The organism is Nocardia sp. GP40 (assembly GCF_050434125.1).
Lineage (GTDB): Bacteria > Actinomycetota > Actinomycetes > Mycobacteriales > Mycobacteriaceae > Nocardia > Nocardia albiluteola.
In genome coordinates, this window is record NZ_JBNPVW010000012.1 from 244673 (window position 1) to 262206 (window position 17534).

Below are 17534 nucleotides of genomic sequence, written 5' to 3' on the forward strand. Positions count from 1 at the left end.
CCGGCCGGTCAGGAATCCCGCTGTGGTCGCGGGAAGGGCCGCAGCGCCCGCAGCCGCTGCACGTGGGATTGCTGCAGGTCGGTGAGGCGGCCCAGAAATTCCGTGACGAGGCGCAGCTGCTGCTCGGTGTAGTCGGGCAGCAGCTGTCGCTCGCTGTCCTGCACCAGAGGCATGATCAGCTCCCGGGCTCGGTCGGCCGCGGTCGCGGTGGCGCGCACCAGGAGCTTGCGGCGGTCGGTGGGGTGCGGCGCGCGGGTGATGTAGCCGATCTTCTCGAGCCGGTCGAGCATGGCGGTGACGCTGCCCGTCGTCAGCCCGAGCCGATCGGCCAGCAGGCGCGGGGTGGCGGTGTCGGACGTCTCCTGAATGAGGATCTCCAGGCAGCGCACGTCGGTCTCGTTGACGCCGAGTAGGCGGGCGACCTCGCGGTCGAAGTCGTCCACCGCGGCCTGGTAGCCCTCCACGGTCTCTCCCAGCGTGGCAGCAATCCGGTCGGTTTCGCTTGACATTCGAGCAATTCGCCTTCCATACTAAAATCGCTTGATTCTCAAGTTACATGCTTGTCGAGCTTTATGATAGGAGTATCCCATGACACACGCACTGATCATCGGCGCCGGCGTCGCCGGGCCGGTGCTGTCCATGGCCCTGCGGCGGGTCGGCATCGAGTCCAGCATCTACGAACGCGACGAGGCCGGCGCCGACCAGCGCGGATCCTGGCTGAACTTCCAGGCCAACGGCATGGACGCGCTGCACGCGATCGACGCGGCGGGCCCGGTCGAGAAGCTCGGTTTCCCGGTGGAGACCATGAGCGGCCGCGAGCACCTCCGGCGGTGTCCAGGCCGTCTTCGCCGACGGCACCACCGCGACCGGTGACCTGCTCATCGGCTGCGACGGCATCCACTCGCCGGTGCGCGCCCTCATCGACCCGCAGGCGCCCGCGCCCCGCTACGTGCCGGTCCTCAACAACGGCGGCTACATCCCGGACTTCCGAGTCGACGTGCCCGCCAGGGAATTTCGCATGCAGTTCGGCACCCGCTGCTTCTTCGCCTGGATGCCGACGCCCGACGGTGGCACCGTGTGGTTCGCCAACCCGCCCATGGCTCACGAGCCCGAACGCGGTGTGCTGTCGACGATGTCCGACGCCGACTGGCGGGGCTGGCTGCACGAATTGATGGCGGGTGACGCGGGGCCCGCGCACGAGATCATCGACGCCGCACCGGGACCCATGCTCGGCTGGGCCACCTATGACATGCCGGTGGTGCGGAACTGGCACAACGGCCCAGTGCCTTCGGCACTTTCGTCGCCCTGCGGCGCGAACGAGTGGAGAAGATCGTCAAGAACGGGCACCGGTCCTCCAACTCGAAGGCGGCGGGCCCCGTGGCCCGTGTGGTGCGGGATGCGCTGCTGCCCATCATGTTCCGCAGGGCGGCCAAGGACGGCGGGGAATCCATGATGTGGCTGCAGGGTCACCATATCGATTTCGACGACCGCGTCACCCCGATCGCCGCCTGACCGGCGGTTCGCTCACCGCTCGTCGAATAGTCCCGGAATCGCCAGCGCCCGTTCGACATCGGCGCGCCCGCCGAGGGTGACCACCACACTGCGGATCATGGTCAGCCGGGCGGTGGCCACCTCGTCCGGATCGGGTTCGGCCGCGGTCGAGGAGACCCGGTAGACGACGTATTCGCAGGTCTGCAGCGAGGTGTCGAGGTCCAGCGGGCTGGGCAGGGCGCGGCCGAGCGCGGCGAACTTGGCGCGGACCAGCGCGCGGATGTCGTCGAAGGCCCGTTCGCGGTAGGCCGAGACGGGGGAGGCCGGATCGTGGAGTTCGGCGAAGACCGGGCGCAGCATCGGCCCGTGCCCGCGCGCCCAGGCGAGGTAGGCGTCGATGATCGCGATGACCAGTTGCACCGGCTCGTCCGAATGCGCGAGCGCGGTCCGGAGGCCGCCGACCAGCCCCGCGTTGGACACGGTGAGCATCGCGTGCAGCGGCTCTTCGGCATTGCCGAAGTAGCGGTAGAACGTCGGCCGGGAGATGCCGGCCCGCTCGATGATCCGGGCCACGCTCAGGCCGCGCGAGCCGTGTTCGGTGAAGACCTCCCCGGTCGCCGCCTCGATGCGGGTGCGCACCTCGTCGGCCTGCTCGGGGGTCTGCGGGGGTCGTCCGCGGCGGGTGCCGCTGTGAGAGGTGAGCACGGCGTCGCTGGTCATGCGGTGAAACCTCCTCGATCGACGGCGTCCGCTTGACAAGACGCGGCGCGTGGCTATTAATCTAACACTAGTGTTCACGTAACACTGGTGTTAGATAAAAGACCGTGCCGGGCACGGCCCAGCGATCGAGAGGGTCACCGATGACGTCCGCCCCGCACCTGGCCGCCGTTGCGCCGGGTTTCGCCGTCGAGGCGGCCCCGGCACTGCCGCCCGCGCTCGTGCGGCGCCTGCTCGTACACGCCCGCGCCGGTGGGGCGCCCGCGGTCACCGTGTCGGCACCGGCCACCGGCGAGCTGATCGCCGAGCTGCCGCAGTCCAGCACCGCCGATATCGAGGACGCGTTCGCCACCGCCCGCACCGCGCAGGCGCAATGGGCGAAAGTGCCCGTGCGCGAACGGGTTGCGGTGCTGCGCCGCTTCCACGACCTGGTGCTGGCCGAGCAGGACGAGATCCTGGACATCGTGCAGGCCGAGACCGGCAAGTCGCGCGTGCACGCCTTCGACGAGGTCGGCGACGTGGCGGTGAATGCCCGCTACTACGCCTCGCAGGCGCAGCGGCTGCTGGCCCCGCGCACCCCGCGCGGGGTGCTGCCCGTGCTCACCCGGGTGGAGGTGCGCCATCGCCCCAAGGGCGTGGTCGCGGTCATCTCCCCCTGGAACTACCCGCTCGCACTCGCCGCCTCCGATGCGCTGCCCGCCCTGGTCGCGGGCAATGCCGTCGTCGCGCGGCCGGACAATCAGACCGCGCTGACTGCGCTGTGGGCCATCGACGCGGCCCGGCGTGCGGGCCTGCCCGAGGGCCTGTGGCAGGCGGTCCTGGGCCGCGGTTCGGTGATCGGCGGCGAGGTGATCGCCCGCGCCGACTATGTCGACTACACCGGATCCAGTGCCACCGGCCGCACCATCGCCACCCAGGCCGGGCAGCGGCTGATCGGCTATTCGCTCGAATTGGGCGGGAAGAACCCGCTGTTGGTACTCGCCGACGCCGATGTCGATGCGGCCGCGCGGATCTCGGTGCGGGCATGTTTCGCGTCGGCCGGTCAGCTGTGCGAATCGATCGAGCGAATCTACGTACACGACAGCGTGTACGAGAAATTCGTCGCCGAATTCACCCGGCGCGCCAAGGATTTGATTCTCGGCTCGGCGCGGGACTACTCCTACGAGATCGGGTCGCTGACATTCCAGCGCCAGATCGACACCGTCACCGCGCATGTCGACGATGCGGTGGCCAAGGGCGCCACCGTGCTCGCCGGCGGCCGCCCGCGCCCCGATCTCGGCCCGTACTTCTACGAGCCGACCGTGCTGACCGATGTGCGCCCCGGCATGACGGTGTACCGCGAGGAGACCTTCGGGCCGGTGGTGTCGGTCTACCGGGTGCACAGCGACGACGAGGCCGTCGAGCAGGCCAACGACACCGCCTACGGGCTCAATGCCAGCGTGTGGAGCCGGGACATCGATCGGGCACGGGAGATCGCCGCGCGGGTCAACGCCGGATCGGTCAACGTCAACGAGGGTTTCATCGCCGCATGGGGCAGCGTGGCCGCCCCCTCGGGCGGCCTGGGCATCTCCGGCGGCGGCCGGCGCCACGGACCCGAGGGCCTGCTCAAATACATCGACACCCAGACCATCGCGGTGCAGCGCGCACTGCCCATCGCGCCGCCGCCCGGCGTCTCCGAGGCGCTGTGGGCGAAGACCATGACGCTGTACTTCGGCCTCATGAAGACCCTGCGGCAGCAGTGATCTCACCTCCAACTCGACGGGAAGCGGATATGGATTCGGTAGCGGGCAAGGCCGTCCTCATCACCGGCGCGGCCATGGGCCTGGGCCGCTCGTTCGCCGAGCGGGCGATGCGCGAACGGGCGGCCCACGTGGTGCTCTGGGACATCAACGAGCAGGCCCTGAAACAGACGGCCGACGAGCTGGCCGCGCTGGGCCCCGGGGCGGTGCACCATCAGGTGGTCGACGTCTCGGACCGCGAGGCGATCGCGTCGGCGGCCGCCGTGGTTCGCGCGGAGGTCGGCGAGCTGGACGTGCTGATCAACAACGCGGGCATCGTGCGTGGCAACGGATACTTCTGGGAGACCGCGGATCCGGGCGACATCGAGCGCACGGTCGCTATCAATTCCCTTGCGCCCATGTACATCACGCGAGAGTTCCTGCCTGCCATGGTGTCCCGCCGCGCACCCGGGCGGGTGCTGAATATCGCGTCGTCGGCCGCGCTGGTGGCCAATCCGCGCATGAGCGTGTACGCCGGATCCAAGTGGGCGGCGCTGGGCTGGTCCGATTCGGTGCGGCTGGAGCTCGAGCAGTCCGGCAACGACCACGTCCGGGTCACCACGTTCTGCCCGACGTACATCAACACCGGAATGTTCAACGGCGCCAAGGGATTCCTTTTCACGCCGATCATCGAGCAGGACGAGGCCGTGGCGACGGCGTGGGGGGAGATGAAGAGGGGCGCGCCGCTGGTGGTGATGCCGTGGACCTCGCGCCTCAATCGCGCCCTCTCGGGCCTGCTGCCGCTGCGGGTGCGGGACGCGTATCTCGACGCGGTCGGCGTCTACCACTCGATGGAGGAGTTCACCGGCCGCAAGGGCTGACGCTCCCGAGCCGATGCCGCGAAATACTGGGCGTTCGGAGTCTTCGGAGTCTGTCCCACCTGTGACATACTCGCCGAGTGGGCGGGTGCGGTGCTGCCCGAGGGAGGACGGAGGCAAAGCATGGGCCTGATGGACAAGATTCGCAACGAGTTCGTCGATATCATCGAGTGGCTCGATGAGACGAATACGACGCTGGCATGGCGTTTTCCGCGGTATGACAACGAGATCAAGAACGGCGCGCAGCTGATCGTGCGCGAGGGGCAGCATGCCCTGTTCGTCTACCGTGGTCAGCTCGCGGATCAGTACCGGCCCGGGCATTACCAGCTGGTCAGCGAGAACATGCCGATCATGTCCACGCTGCAGGGGTGGAAGTACGGTTTCAACAGCCCGTTCCGGTCCGAGGTCTACTACATCAACACCCGTCCGGTCACCGATCTGCGCTGGGGCACACCGCAGCCGGTCACCGTGCGCGATCCCGACTTCAAGATGGTGCAGGTGCGCGCGAATGGCACCACCATCGTGCGGGTGATCGATCCGGCCGCGTTCCTGCGTCAGGTGATCGGCACCGAGAGCGTCGTGGACATGGAGCAGATCACCGAGATGATCCGGCGCAATATTGCGCTGGCGTTCTCGGACATGGTGCTGGCCAGTGGGCTGGGCGCCATCGATCTGCAGGGCCGTCAGGTCCAATTGTCCGATCAGCTGCGTGAATTCGTCGCCCAGCGGGTGCAGTCGTTCGGCATCGGCATCGACGCGATCACCATGTCCATCTCGCTGCCGGAGGAGATCCAGCAGGCCATGACGCGCGGTGTGGCGCGCGGCGTGGAGGCCGGTGGATTCCTCAGCAACGTCGGCGATCTGAATCGCTACACCCAGGCTCAGGCCGCGGATGCGATGCTCGCGGCCGCGCAGAACGAGGGCGGCGGCAACGCGATGGGCGCGGCCATGCAGGCGGGGATGGGCATCGTGATCGGCGGCCAGATGGCCGGGAACATGCAGGGCGGGCTCGCACCGCAATACCCCCAGCAGGGCTATCCGCAGCAGCAGCCCGGATACCCGCCGCAGGGCGGCTACCCGCAGCAGCCGGGCTATCCACCGCAGCAGCCCGGCTACGGCCAGACACCCCCGCCCCCACCGCCGCTGCCCTCGCAGCAGCAGTTCCACGTCGAGCTCAACGGTCAGGCCGCCGGTCCGTACCCGCTCGACCAGCTGCGCCAGTTCGTCACCAGCGGCCAGCTCACCCCCCAGACCAACGTATGGTCGACCGGGATGTCCGCCTGGGCCGCGGCCGAGACGGTGCCCGCACTGGCCGGCCTGTTCAACAGCCCGCCGCCCCTTCCGGGCACCCCGCCCCCGCCGCCGTCCGCGCAGTAGGTCCGGCCGGTCGTTGCACGTCAGTTCGGTCCCGGGGGAGCGATGAACAATCCTGAACAGAATGCGGATCACCATCCGCCGCCCCTGCCCGGGGGCGGCGGACCGGCGGGCGGTTATCCACCGCCGGGTAATTTCCCTCCGTCACCGTGGACGAATTCGCCTGCGCCGCAAGGTGAGAGGGGCGCCCCACCCATGGGCGCGCAGCCGCCCCCAAACCCTTCCGTACCCGGGGGGCCGGCCGGTCCACAGAGGCCGGGCGACTCGCCGCCACCGGGTGTGAATTCGCCTGCGCCGCAGCGCGATAATGCTGCCCCGCCGTGGGGTGCGCCATCGCCTGTGAACTTCTCCGTATCGGGTGGCCCGGCCACGCCGCAGGGTCCCGGTGGGCCGCCGCCACTCCCTGGCGCACCATTGCCTGGCTCTCCCGCGGTGCCGGTTTCGGGTGGTCTACAGCAGGGTTACGCACCACCCGTTTCTGGAAGATCGACGATGCCGCCCGGTGCGCCGAATCTCGGTGTGCCGAATCCTGGTGCGCCACAGCAGTTCGGTGGTCCGCCTCCGATTCCGGGTGGTTACCCCGGGTCCGGTGGCGCACCTGCCGATCCCGCCCCCGGGGGTCCGGGCGGCGCTCCGGGTGGTTACCCACCACCGATGCCCGCTGCCGGTCGGCCGTTCACTCCGCCGCCGGGTGTCGTGGGTGTGAGCATCAACGCCGCGGCCGCCGCTGGTGCGCCGCAGCCCCCCGCTCCGAAACCGCCTGCACCGCAGCCCGACAGGGCCATGCTGCACAGCACCGAGCACACCCGCACCTATCCGTGCTCGGCGTGCGGCGGGCAGTTGCAGTTCGATATCGCCAGCCAGCAGTTGCGGTGCCCGAGCTGCGGCAACTACTCCGAGATTCAGGCGCCGCGTGGGCCGGTGACCACGCGTGATCTGCGTGCGGCGATGGGGGAGTTGCGTGCGTTGCAGGCCACCATGTCGGGGCCGCAGGTCACCGGAAATCATGAGATCAAATGCCAGAGTTGCGGCGGCACAACCTCGTTCGTGGGCAGCCTGACCGCGACGAAGTGCCCGTACTGCGCCACCCCGATCCAGCGCGACGATGTGCACAACGCGCCCGCGCGGTTGCCGGTCGACGGCGTGGTGCCGTTCCGCGTCGATGAGAAGAACGCGCGGGAGCTGGTGGAGAAGTGGGTCTCGGGCCGTTGGTTCGCGCCGAGCCAGTTCAAGAAGTACAAGCGGGTCGGCTCGTTCGCGAGCGTCTATCACGCGTACTTCGCCTACGACGCCGACACCTACACCTGGTACCAGGGCGAGCGCGGCATCGAGTACACCGAGACCTATCGCGACGACGACGGCGACCTGCAGACGATCACCCGGGTGCAGTGGTATCCGGTGCAGGGCGAGGTCGCGAACCAGTTCGCCGACGTGCCGGTGCTGGCCAACGACGCGGTGGATCGCGGCCGCGTCAAGGCGCTCGAGCCATGGCCGATCGTCGAGGCCACCTCGTACTCGCCCGAGTACGTGGCCGGGCATCTGGCGCGCACCTACGACCACGACGCGCAGGAGTCGCTGCCCGAGGCGCGCGCGGAGATGGAACGCGAGATCGAGTACACCGTCCGCCGCGACATCGGCGGCGATCAGCAGCGCATCCACGCCCTGAATTCGAACTGGAACTCGCTCGCGTTCAAGCATGTGCTGCTGCCGATCTGGCTGCTGACCGTGATCTACATGAATCAGCCGTTCAACGTGTACGTCAACGGCCTGACCGGTCAGGTGTCCGGCGATCGGCCGTGGAGCAAGGTCAAGATCGCGATCGCGGTCACCCTGGCGCTGATCGTGGTGATCGTGGCGGTTGTACTGTTCATGAAGTTCCACGGCCACAGCGGCACCAGCACCAGCGTGCATCACTCGTATCATCCGAAAACCCGGCGGAGGTAACCGTGGGACTGAGCCTGTTGCTGATCGTGCTGGCGCTACTGGTGCTGGTCGGCGGCGTGGCCGCGATTCTGATGGTGATCGCGCGCCATCAGAAACAGTCGATCGCGTATGACAACCAGGTGGTGCCGGGCATGCCCTCCCACGCGCCACCGTCGTGGGCGGGCTCGCACGACCCCGAGGCCAGACTGCACCGGCGCCTGCGCGACGCGGTGCGCGCGTTGCACACGGTCAACGCCTACGACACCGCCGCGAGCGTGAATCTACGTGCGGGACTGGAACAGTCGGCCCTGGCCGTCGACAACCACCTGATCGCCGTCGCCGCGCTCCCGCAGCCCCACCGGGACCAGGCCCTGCCCGACGCCACCGCCTCCGTCGAAGCGGTCGAGGCCGGCGTCGCCCAATACGCCGCCGCGACAACCAAACCCGATCCCGTCGCCTTCGAAACCGGGCTGCAGGGCGTGCAGACCAGCATCGACGCGATCACCCAGCGAATCCAGGCCCTGGGCCCCGGCCGGCCCCCGACGATGTTCCCGGGCCGGCCCGGAGCCGTCCAACAGCCCCAGCCCGGTGGCGCATACCAGCAACCGCCGGTGGCGGGTGCATACGGACAGCCGCAGCCCGGCGGTTACCAGCAGCCCCCGACCGGTGGCGGCTACCCGCAGCCAGGCCAGGGGTCTCCCCAGACCGGAGGCGGTACCTATCCGCCGGGTCATACTCCGGGGCAGTCCGATCCCACCATCCGTCGGTCCTGATTTCCCGCACAGCCGCGAATCTGTCTGAACCGCTTCGGGTTCGGCATCGTGACCGTCAGCGAGGCAGTGCTGTCGTCGGTCCGCACTGAGGCGGCGCGTCCGGCGGGGGTGAGATGCCCAGGACGACGGTCGCGTAAAGCTCCTCGGATTCGGCTACGACCGGTGTAAGCCCTTGGTGTGCAAGGATTTCCGTGGCCAGCGGTACTTGCGCGCGGCTCGCCTCCACCAGCAGCGCGCCACCGGGCGCGAGCCATCGCGGCGCGGCCGCGGCGACTCGGCGGAAGATGTCGAGGCCGTCCGCGCCGCCGTCCAGGGCGGTGCGCGGTTCGTGATCGCGGGCCTCGGGTGGCATCTCGGCGATTCCCGCGGTCGGCACGTACGGCACGTTGGCGAGCAGCAGATCGACCCGCCCGGCCAGATCTGCCGGGAGCGGGGCGAACAGATCACCCTGGTACACGGCCGCGCCGAGTGGTGCGAGGTTGTCGCGGGCGCAGGCCACGGCGGCGGGCTCGACATCGCTCGCGGCCAGCTCGACGGGAATTCCGGCGGCGGACAGCTCGGTGGCCACGGCCAGCCCGAGCGCACCGCAGCCGCAACACATGTCGAGCACGACGCGCGCCGTGTCACTCTCCTGTCCGAGCGCATGCGAGACGGCGCGCTCGACGAGAAAGCCGGTGCGTTGCCGTGGCACGAAAACGCCCGGGCGCACCGCCACCCGCAGCCCGCGAAATTCCGTCCAGCCCAGTAGATGTTCCAGCGGGGTTCCCGAAACCCGCTGCGTCACCAGCGCTTCGAGCTCGGCCGCGCTCGAAGCGGCGTCGGTCAGCAGGTCAGCCTCCTGCTCGGCGAATACGCACCCTGCCGCCCTCAGCCGGGCGACCAGGGCTCCGTTGTCGGCCGTCGTCACCGAATCATTGTGTCCGACGCGCGGCGACCCAGGTCATCCCGGCGGGCGGTGCCGGGACCCGGGCCCGACTTCGTGTCGCGGCCGTGCATTCCGGCGGCACGTCGCACCGACGGCCGCCCAGCCCGGCCCTACGAACTCGGCAGGAACGTATGCACCGCATCCACGTACATGCCCCACTGCGCGGCCTTGGACGGCGGGACCAGCGAGGAGATGATCGAATTCGGCGAGGTCATCGCGCCCACCACCCGGGTGCCCGCGACGATGAAATCGGTCACGGCCCGGCGAATGTGGTTGGGCGAGGTGATGACCACGGCGCCGCCGATCCCGCGGGCGCGCATGAGCCGGGTGCTGAACAGCGCGTTCTGCACGGTCGACCCCGAGCGATCCTCCACCAGGATGTGCGAGGGCGCAATGCCGTGCCCAATCAGCCAGCCCGCCATCGCGGCGGCCTCGGTCACGCCGTTGTGCGGGGCGCCGCCGGTGACGACGATCGTGGACGCGGGCGCGGCGACGGCCTGCAGCCACGCCGCCTCCAGCCGGTTCACGAGCTCGGGCCGCATGGTGCCGTCGGGAAGCAGGCCGAAGCCGAGCACCACCAGGGCGGTCTGCGCGTCGATCATCGCGGGAATCGGATTCGGCAGGGTGCCGACGCCGGCGCCGATGGCGCCCAGCACGCCCCGCGCCCCGGCGGCCATTCCCGGATCGATCACGTTCAGCCTGGCGAACGCGGTCTCGCGGGTGACCAGATCCCCGGCGTAGTCGGCCCAGATCGCCTGGATCGCCAGGGCCTGCGGGTTGTCGGGGGCCGCGCCGACCATGGTCCGGAGTCCGGCCAGCCCGGCGGCGTCGTTGCCGCCGATGAAACTGGCCTGGACCTGTGCGTAGAGGGGACCGGCGAGCACCGGGAGGGCGGGGGTGCGTTCGGCGGACGCGATGCCCGTCAGAGGTCCGGCGATGGCGAGCACGGCCGAACCGGCCGCGACGAGAGCTTTGACACGCCTTGCAATCTTCACTGCTGTCGACACCTTTCCGGAACGAACGGGGTGACGCACGTGTAGCTGGCAATTGGCTCGAGCTCGATCGCCACCACGATACGACCGGACCAGGCGACCGGCGCGGATTTGGTGCTGCGACATTCACGGTTTCGTGTCGGTAGCGGCTGGGTTGCTGAATGGCGCGCCCGAAGCGCGGGTCCGGCGGGCGGCCGGATAGGGTATGGGTTCGTGGAAACCATTTCGCTCACCGGCAAGGATCTCGCCGCCGCCCTCAATGCCGATTCCAAGCAGCGCGCCGCCGCGCTCGCCGAACGCGGAGCCGCGCCGCGGCTGGTGCTGGTGGTCGCGAACGACGACCCGGCCAGCGGGTGGTACGTGAAATCGCTGCAGCGCGCCGCGGAGCGCCTCGGAATCGACTGCGACACGGTCGATCTGAGCCCGACCACCACGGCCGACGCGATCCGCGCCGAGCTGCGCGCGCTGTGCGCGGATATCGCGGTGGATGCGGTCATGCTGCAGACGCCGCTGCCCGCCGGTGTCGCCCTGCGGGATGTCAGCCTCGCGATCGCCGCGGCCAAGGATGTCGACGGCGTGAGCCCGCATTCGCTGGGCCTGCTGGCCGCGGGCCTGCCCGGATTCCCCCCGGCCACCTCCGAGGCGGTCGTGGAACTGGCCAAACATCACGACATTCCGCTCGCCGGAAAGCATGTCGCGGTGGTGGGGCGCTCCAACGTGGTCGGCAAGCCGCTGGCCCAGCTGCTGCTCGCCGAGGATGCGACCGTCACCGTCTGCCATTCCCGTACAACGGATCTGGCGGCGGTCACCGGGGCCGCCGATATCGTGGTCGCCGCCGCGGGCCGCGCCGGGCTCATCACGGGCGAGCACGTGCGCGAGGGCGCGGTGGTCATCGACGTGGGCACCAACGAGGGGCCCGACGGAAAGATCGTCGGCGACGTGGATGCGGAATCGGTGCGGGGCAGGGCGAGCGCGCTGAGCCCGGTGCCCGGTGGCGTGGGCCCGGTGACGACCGCCCTGCTGATGCGGCACGTCGTGGATGCTGCGGCCGCGAGCCGCGCCTAGGTTTCCGTGGCGAACTCAGGTCACCAGTGCACGGTGACCGGGTCGCCGATCCCTACATTGTTGTAGTACCACTGGGCGTCCGCGGGGGCGAGGTTGATGCAACCGTGACTGACATTCGAGTGGCCCTGCTGGTTGACCGACCACGGTGCGGAATGGACGTAAACCCCACCCCAGGTGAGCCGTTCGGCGTAATAGACGTCGAGACGATAACCCTCGGAGCTGTTCACCGGAATGCCGATGGTGCTGGAATCCATGATGACGTGCGACTGCCGTTGCAGGACGGGAAACGTGCCGACCGGTGTTTCGTGTCCGGGTTTACCCATCGAAGCGAGCATCACCCGGGGTCCCTGACCGGGCAGGAATACGGTGAATGTGTGCGCGGACATATCAGCGTCGGCGCGCGTGCCGCCGTTGCTGCGGAATTGGGTGTGCGCGGTACCCGCGCGGACGGTGAATTGCGTGTCCACCGGGAGATATCGGGTCGGCGTCCAGACCAGTTCGCGGTTGCCGTTCCAGGCATACGCCCCGGCCAACGGTCGATCGGCGCTGACGGTGACGGCCCGCTCGGCGAGCGCGCGATCGGCCACGGGTGCTGCGAAATCGATCGTGACCGGATCGGCGATACCCACCAGTGCACCGTTCGATGGTGATATGGATTGCACGGCAGGTAACTGCGATTGCGGCGCGACGAATGCCGCCGCCGCGGTGCCCGTGGTGATCGTCGCGAGGGCCGCGATCACTAGCGCGAAATAACCATGACGAATCATGTGCCGCATGCCCCACCCCCTTCGGATGGTGTGGTTATGAGGCATTTCATTTTAATGCGCCATGATCATGTCGATCTACAAAAAGTGCTCGCATCGTTACCAAACTACCGCATGTCGTACCGCGGCGTGCGAGGACCCGTGTGCATGCCGGATGCCGGATGTCCGATTCGATGCCCGTCTCGAGCCGAGCGGAAGGGGGATGCCCTGGACGGGGCCGTTATGGCGCGCTCAGCGGGTGATTGCCGCGATCACGTCGGCGTGCACGGCGTCCGCGCGGGCGGTGAGCTCGTCGATCCGCTGCAGCACCGGGGCGAACTCCGCGCCCTGTTCCGCGCCGAGCGAGGCCACGTTGATGGCGATATTGAGCCGCGAGCTGGTGGCCGCGGCGCGCGCCGCGTCGGCGGCCGCACCGATATCGGTGACCACGTTCGGGTTGCCGATGGGGAGCAGATCGGCTGCGAGGGAAAGGATCTCGTCGGCCTCGGCGACCACCGCGGCGGGCACCCGGGCGGCCTCCAGCAGGGCGGCGCCGATGGCCGCGGCGCGCGCGGCGCCCTGCTCGTCGGTGTCCTTGGGCAGCTTGTAGGCCGCGCCGACGGCGGTGAACGCCGCGGCGTCGGCGTCGGCCAGGGCCAGCGAGCGGGCGCGGGCGGCGTCGGCGGCGGCGATGATGCGGTCCACGACCGGACGGTTGTCGGCATCCTTGGCGCGGGTGGTGTAGCGGGCCACCATGGCCACGAGCGCGGCGCCCTGCGCGGCGTGCAGCGCGGCCACCGCGCCGCCGCCGGGGGCGGGGATCTTGGCCGCCAGATCGTCCAGGTACCGCCCGATCGCCGCATCCCCGAAGGTCGTGGCGGCGGTGGACGATGCGGTGTCCTGGGACATGCTGCGGGGCCTCCCGTTTCGGTGATCGATCGGCGCGTACTACCCGGGCGTACGCGTCCTGGGACAACCGTACCGGGACCCTCGTCACCGCCTGTCACGACCCCTGCTGGGCGGCCGTACCCGGTGTCAGTAGGTTGTCGTTCATGCGTATCGGATTGGGCATCAATTATGCGGGGGGCTTCAAGGAGGTCGCGGCCGAGGTCGCCGATCTGGAGCGGGCGGGCCTGGACATCGTGTTCGTCCCGGAGGCGTACTCCTACGACGCGGTCAGCGCCCTCGGGTACCTGGCGGCCAAGACCGAGCGCGTGCAGCTGGCCTCGGGCATCCTGCAGCTCTACACTCGCACCCCCACCCTGACCGCGATGACCGCCGCCGGCCTGGACTACGTCTCGGACGGTCGCTACATCCTCGGCCTGGGCGCCTCGGGCCCGCAGGTGATCGAGGGCTTCCACGGCGTGCCGTACGACGCGCCGATCGGCCGCACCCGCGAGGTCATCGAGATCTGCCGCAAGGTGTGGCGGCGCGAGCGCCTGGAGCACCAGGGCAAGTACTACACGATCCCGCTGCCGGCCGAGCGGGGCACCGGGCTGGGCAAGCCGCTCAAGCTGATCAATCATCCGGTGCGCGAGCGCATTCCGGTGTTGCTGGCCGCGCTCGGGCCGAAGAACGTCGAGCTGGCCGCCGAGGTCGCCGAGGGCTGGCAGCCGATCTTCTTCGTGCCGGAGAAGGCGAACGACGTGTGGGGCGACGCGCTGCGCGCGGGCAAGGCCAAGCGCGATGCGGCGCTGGGCGAGCTCGAGGTGTTCGCCGGGCCCGCGCTCGCGATCGGCGACAATGTCGAGGGCCTGCGCGAATTCATCAAGCCGCATCTGGCGCTGTACATCGGCGGCATGGGGGCCAAGGGCAAGAACTTTTACCACACTCTGGCTACCAAGTACGGCTACGGCGCCGAGGCCGATCGCATCCAGGAGCTGTACCTGTCGGGGGAGAAGGAGGCTGCCGCCAAGGTCGTGCCCGACGACCTGGTACGCGACATCTCGCTGATCGGCTCGGCGAGCTTCGTCGCCGAGCGGGTGGAGGCCTTCCGCGAGGCGGGGGTGACCGTCCTGAACGTGGTGCCCATGGCCGAGACGGCGGCCGACCGGGTGAAGCTGATCGAGCAGCTGCGCGAACTGGTCTGAACACGACGATCGGGATCCCTTGGTGGGGATCCCGATCGTCCGGTCGGTGGTGGTTGCCGTCCCGGCGGCACGCCGGGACGACGGGTGCGCCGCCTATCCCCGGCGCAGCGCGGCCAGGGCTTCCTCCAGCGTCGGATGCAACGAGAAGACCTGATCCAGGCTGGTCATCTTGAGCTGGCGGCCGGTGGCGGGGCCGTCGGCGACGACGGCGATGCGGGTGTCGGCGCCCGCCCGCTGATGCGCGGCGACGAGGGCGGCCATCCCGGCCGAGGCCAGGAAGCTCACCTGGGACAGATCGATGATCACGGCCGCAGGCTTGCCGCCCAGCGTTGCCTCGATCGCATTCTCCAGCGCCGGGGCGGTCGCCAGATCGACCTCACCCGCCACCGTGAGGACGGTCGCTTCGTCGTGCACCGAGACCGATGTGGTCATCGCGTCGGCGAGGGGGTTCGCGTCTCCGGAAGTGTTGGTCACATCAAGACAATCTGCCATGAACCAGCGCTCCGCGCCGCATCGTCCGCCGTATTCACCGATGATTCGTAGCTTTCTCCGATGTGAAAACCCCAGCTACGGCACCCGATCCGGGAATTCATATCCGGCTCGCGACCGAGAACGATTCGGCGGGCAGTTTGGCCATCATATGCACGTGGGTGCCCACTCCCAGGTGGTCGATCACCAACTCGTCGGTCAGCGCGTGCATCATGGCGATGCCGCGCCCGCGGTAGCCCGGATCGTCCGGCAGCGGGCGCCAGACGCCGTTGTCGGACACCTCGATGGTGACCTGGTCCAGCGCGCAGTCGGCGGACAGCACGACGCGGCCGGGGGAGCCGCCGAGGTAGGCGTGCTCGATGCTGTTGGAGCACGCCTCGTTCGCGGCGGCGACCAGATCGGTGGCCAGCTCGTGCGGCACCGCGGCGGCGCCGAGCCATGCGGCGAACTCACGCCGTAGCTCGGCCAGCCGCCCTGCCTCGGCGGGCACGTCCAGTCGCAGCGCGCACGGCGGCTGCCGGTAGACGACCATCGCGACGTCGTCGTCGTAGCCCGCGGCCGGGCGCAGCCGCGAGAGCACCGAGTCGGCCACCTCACGCGGCAGATCCGCTGCCGCACCGGACAATTCGTCGGCGAGCTCGTCGAAGCGGAGATCGATGTCGATGCCCCGCTGCTCGACCAGGCCGTCGGTGAACAGCACCAGGGTCGAGCCCGGCTCGAGGACGGTGGTGGCCTCGGGGCGCTGGGTGTCGAAGGTGGCCAGCGGCACGCCGCGCCCGCCCTCGAGCAGCCGGCCCTTGGCGCCGGGCGCCGCCAGCACCGGGGGCATGTGCCCGGCGTTCGAATAGCGCAGCACGCCGCGCTCGGGGTCCAGGATCGCCGCGCACACCGTCGTGCACATGGCGCCCGGAATGCGGGCGGCAACGGTGTCCAGTTCGGCGAGCAGCTGCGCGGGGCCCGCGCCGCGCAGCAGCAGAGCCCGTGCGGCCGTGCGCAATTGGCCCATGACGACGGCCGCGGACAGGCCACGGCCGACGCAGTCACCGACCACCAGGCCGATCGCGCCGTCGCGCAGCTGCACCACGTCGTACCAGTCGCCGCCGATCTCGAGCGGCGGCAGCGCCGGCTCGTAGTGCACCGAGAATCGCGGCGGCAGCTCGATCGGTCCGAGCATGGCCCGCTGCAGGGTCAGCGAGGTCGAGCGGGCGGCATCGAAGTTGTGGGCGCGCTGCACGGCCAGGCTGAGCTGCCCCACCAGCAGCGAGAACAACGACCAGTCGCCCGGGCTGATCGCGCGCGGCGCGGCGAAGCGCAGCCACAGCGCCGCGTCGCCGGTCTCGCCCAGCGGCGCCACGATGCCCTCGGAGCTGGCCGCGCCCTCGGGGATCGCGAACATCGTGCGCCCGGGCCGCAGCCGGACCCGGTCCAGCAGGGCACGGGCCCGCGCGTCGAGCACCTGCCGCGACTGTGCGGCGTCGCCGCCCGAGACGTACAGTTCAGGCCCGGTCTGGCGGTTCGGCCACATCGACACGACCGCGGTCTCGGCGCCGATCGCGTGGCGCAGCTCCTCGAGCCCGACCGCGAGCACCTCGACCACGCTGGTGGAGGCGGCGACCGCGGTCGCCAGCCGCGAGACGGCCTGGTCGCGGGCCTGCGCGTCGTGTTCGGCGGTGACGTCGCGGATGGTACCGACGAAGATCCGCTCGTCGTCCTCGGGACGGATCAGCGACGAGGTGCTGACCGCGAGCCACAGCTGGCGGCCGTCGCGGTGCCGCACCGGCATCACGAACCGGGCCGCCTCGGTGCCCAGATCGGGATAGTGCGAGTCGTCGGAGATCGCCCAGGGGTGCGGCACCGCGTACGGCACCGCGTCCGGGCCGTATCCGGTCAGCGCGCCGAAGGCCGAGTTGACCTCGGTGACGGTGCCGCGCGAATCGGCCACGAAGAAGCCGTCCTGCAGCGATTCGACCAGCGCGGTGCGGAAGACGTCGCGGCCCTCGAGATCGTCGGCGCGCAGCCGCTGCAGCTCGTAGGAGCGGGTGCTGTCCAGGAAGCCGCGGGTGGCCACGTCCAGCGCGGCGAGGGTCTGCAGCAGGAATTCCAGCGCGGTCCGGTTGGATTCCGGATCCTCGCCGCGCTGGCGGACCTGTTCGGACGAGGCCAGCAGATGCCACTGCCCCAGCAGCCGGAAGTGGTGTTCGGTGAGGTCCAGGATGCTGACGCCCTCGACGAGGGCGCGCCTGCCGAGCTCGTAGCCCTCCGAGAGGGTGTACTGGGTCGGCGAATCCAGGTGCAGGCGAAGGGCATTGGTGTATGCCTCGCGGAATTCGGCCAGCACGTTGGTCATAGTGGAGGC

General features: G+C 69.7%; 17 protein-coding genes. 9 read left to right on the forward strand and 8 right to left on the reverse strand.

Going from position 1 to position 17534, the window contains the following annotated elements:
- Positions 1–8: 8 nt before the first annotated feature.
- A complete protein-coding gene (locus ABH933_RS32035) occupies positions 9–509 on the reverse strand; it encodes a MarR family winged helix-turn-helix transcriptional regulator (RefSeq protein WP_429423429.1) in 501 nt (166 codons plus the stop codon).
- 79 nt (positions 510–588) lie between these two features.
- Here ABH933_RS32035 and ABH933_RS32040 point away from each other — a divergent pair, with 79 nt between their 5' ends.
- Positions 589–873, forward strand: coding sequence for an FAD-dependent oxidoreductase (locus ABH933_RS32040; protein WP_429423430.1), 285 nt, complete (start codon positions 589–591; stop codon positions 871–873).
- Between the two features lie 447 nt (positions 874–1320).
- Positions 1321–1512 (forward strand): hypothetical protein, encoded by a 192-nt coding sequence (locus tag ABH933_RS32045; RefSeq protein ID WP_429423431.1) that lies wholly within the window; start codon positions 1321–1323, stop codon positions 1510–1512.
- Positions 1513–1524: 12 nt separating this feature from the next.
- On the opposite strand, the gene ABH933_RS32050 is transcribed toward ABH933_RS32045, so the two are convergent.
- Positions 1525–2211, reverse strand: a complete 687-nt coding sequence (locus ABH933_RS32050; RefSeq protein ID WP_215916893.1) for a TetR/AcrR family transcriptional regulator — start codon at positions 2209–2211, stop codon at positions 1525–1527.
- A gap of 140 nt (positions 2212–2351) precedes the next feature.
- Between ABH933_RS32050 and ABH933_RS32055 the strand changes: the two genes are divergently transcribed.
- The 5 genes from ABH933_RS32055 to ABH933_RS32075 all read left to right on the forward strand — a co-directional run bounded on the left by ABH933_RS32055 (position 2352) and on the right by ABH933_RS32075 (position 8874).
- A complete protein-coding gene (locus ABH933_RS32055) occupies positions 2352–3950 on the forward strand; it encodes a succinic semialdehyde dehydrogenase (RefSeq protein WP_429423432.1) in 1599 nt (532 codons plus the stop codon).
- Positions 3951–3979: 29 nt separating this feature from the next.
- Entirely contained in the window at positions 3980–4807 is an 828-nt protein-coding gene (locus ABH933_RS32060; RefSeq protein ID WP_429423433.1) for an SDR family NAD(P)-dependent oxidoreductase, read from the forward strand.
- 129 nt (positions 4808–4936) lie between these two features.
- Positions 4937–6181 carry an SPFH domain-containing protein gene (locus ABH933_RS32065; protein WP_429423434.1) on the forward strand — a complete coding sequence of 415 codons (1245 nt, stop codon included), beginning with the start codon at positions 4937–4939 and terminating at the stop codon, positions 6179–6181.
- A gap of 651 nt (positions 6182–6832) precedes the next feature.
- Positions 6833–8122 (forward strand): hypothetical protein, encoded by a 1290-nt coding sequence (locus ABH933_RS32070; RefSeq protein WP_429423435.1) that lies wholly within the window; start codon positions 6833–6835, stop codon positions 8120–8122.
- Positions 8123–8124: 2 nt separating this feature from the next.
- Positions 8125–8874, forward strand: coding sequence for a hypothetical protein (locus ABH933_RS32075; protein WP_429423436.1), 750 nt, complete (start codon positions 8125–8127; stop codon positions 8872–8874).
- 55 nt (positions 8875–8929) lie between these two features.
- On the opposite strand, the gene ABH933_RS32080 is transcribed toward ABH933_RS32075, so the two are convergent.
- Positions 8930–9781 (reverse strand): putative protein N(5)-glutamine methyltransferase, encoded by an 852-nt coding sequence (locus ABH933_RS32080; protein ID WP_429423437.1) that lies wholly within the window; start codon positions 9779–9781, stop codon positions 8930–8932.
- A gap of 128 nt (positions 9782–9909) precedes the next feature.
- The gene (locus ABH933_RS32085; RefSeq protein WP_429423438.1) at positions 9910–10794 is read right to left on the reverse strand and encodes a YdcF family protein; all 885 of its coding nucleotides are present in this window, start codon (positions 10792–10794) and stop codon (positions 9910–9912) included.
- A gap of 210 nt (positions 10795–11004) precedes the next feature.
- Here ABH933_RS32085 and ABH933_RS32090 point away from each other — a divergent pair, with 210 nt between their 5' ends.
- The gene (locus ABH933_RS32090) at positions 11005–11856 is read left to right on the forward strand and encodes a bifunctional 5,10-methylenetetrahydrofolate dehydrogenase/5,10-methenyltetrahydrofolate cyclohydrolase (protein ID WP_429423439.1); all 852 of its coding nucleotides are present in this window, start codon (positions 11005–11007) and stop codon (positions 11854–11856) included.
- 20 nt (positions 11857–11876) lie between these two features.
- Here the strand turns inward: ABH933_RS32090 and ABH933_RS32095 are convergent, their stop codons facing one another.
- The gene (locus ABH933_RS32095; RefSeq protein WP_429423440.1) at positions 11877–12632 is read right to left on the reverse strand and encodes a L,D-transpeptidase; all 756 of its coding nucleotides are present in this window, start codon (positions 12630–12632) and stop codon (positions 11877–11879) included.
- A gap of 219 nt (positions 12633–12851) precedes the next feature.
- Positions 12852–13508: a cyclodeaminase/cyclohydrolase family protein gene (locus ABH933_RS32100; RefSeq protein ID WP_215916902.1), complete on the reverse strand. Its 657-nt coding sequence runs from the start codon at positions 13506–13508 to the stop codon at positions 12852–12854.
- A gap of 143 nt (positions 13509–13651) precedes the next feature.
- Here ABH933_RS32100 and ABH933_RS32105 point away from each other — a divergent pair, with 143 nt between their 5' ends.
- On the forward strand, positions 13652–14689 hold the full coding sequence (locus ABH933_RS32105) for an LLM class F420-dependent oxidoreductase (RefSeq protein WP_429423441.1): 1038 nt from the start codon (positions 13652–13654) through the stop codon (positions 14687–14689).
- A gap of 93 nt (positions 14690–14782) precedes the next feature.
- Here the strand turns inward: ABH933_RS32105 and ABH933_RS32110 are convergent, their stop codons facing one another.
- Both ABH933_RS32110 and ABH933_RS32115 read right to left on the reverse strand, forming a co-directional pair.
- Complete coding sequence (locus ABH933_RS32110; protein ID WP_215917332.1) at positions 14783–15121, reverse strand: STAS domain-containing protein; 339 nt, start codon at positions 15119–15121, stop codon at positions 14783–14785.
- Between the two features lie 157 nt (positions 15122–15278).
- Positions 15279–17525 carry a SpoIIE family protein phosphatase gene (locus tag ABH933_RS32115; protein ID WP_429423442.1) on the reverse strand — a complete coding sequence of 749 codons (2247 nt, stop codon included), beginning with the start codon at positions 17523–17525 and terminating at the stop codon, positions 15279–15281.
- Positions 17526–17534 lie beyond the last annotated feature (9 nt).

Coding starts and splice junctions, on each gene's coding strand:
- ABH933_RS32035 (WP_429423429.1), bottom strand. CDS start 509: ATGTCAAGCGAAACCGACCGGATTGCTGCCACGCTGGGAGAGACCGTG.
- ABH933_RS32040 (WP_429423430.1), top strand. CDS start 589: ATGACACACGCACTGATCATCGGCGCCGGCGTCGCCGGGCCGGTGCTG.
- ABH933_RS32050 (WP_215916893.1), bottom strand. CDS start 2,211: ATGACCAGCGACGCCGTGCTCACCTCTCACAGCGGCACCCGCCGCGGA.
- ABH933_RS32055 (WP_429423432.1), top strand. CDS start 2,352: ATGACGTCCGCCCCGCACCTGGCCGCCGTTGCGCCGGGTTTCGCCGTC.
- ABH933_RS32060 (WP_429423433.1), top strand. CDS start 3,980: ATGGATTCGGTAGCGGGCAAGGCCGTCCTCATCACCGGCGCGGCCATG.
- ABH933_RS32065 (WP_429423434.1), top strand. CDS start 4,937: ATGGACAAGATTCGCAACGAGTTCGTCGATATCATCGAGTGGCTCGAT.
- ABH933_RS32070 (WP_429423435.1), top strand. CDS start 6,833: ATGCCCGCTGCCGGTCGGCCGTTCACTCCGCCGCCGGGTGTCGTGGGT.
- ABH933_RS32095 (WP_429423440.1), bottom strand. CDS start 12,632: ATGCGGCACATGATTCGTCATGGTTATTTCGCGCTAGTGATCGCGGCC.
- ABH933_RS32100 (WP_215916902.1), bottom strand. CDS start 13,508: ATGTCCCAGGACACCGCATCGTCCACCGCCGCCACGACCTTCGGGGAT.
- ABH933_RS32105 (WP_429423441.1), top strand. CDS start 13,652: ATGCGTATCGGATTGGGCATCAATTATGCGGGGGGCTTCAAGGAGGTC.
- ABH933_RS32110 (WP_215917332.1), bottom strand. CDS start 15,121: ATGACCACATCGGTCTCGGTGCACGACGAAGCGACCGTCCTCACGGTG.
- ABH933_RS32115 (WP_429423442.1), bottom strand. CDS start 17,525: ATGACCAACGTGCTGGCCGAATTCCGCGAGGCATACACCAATGCCCTT.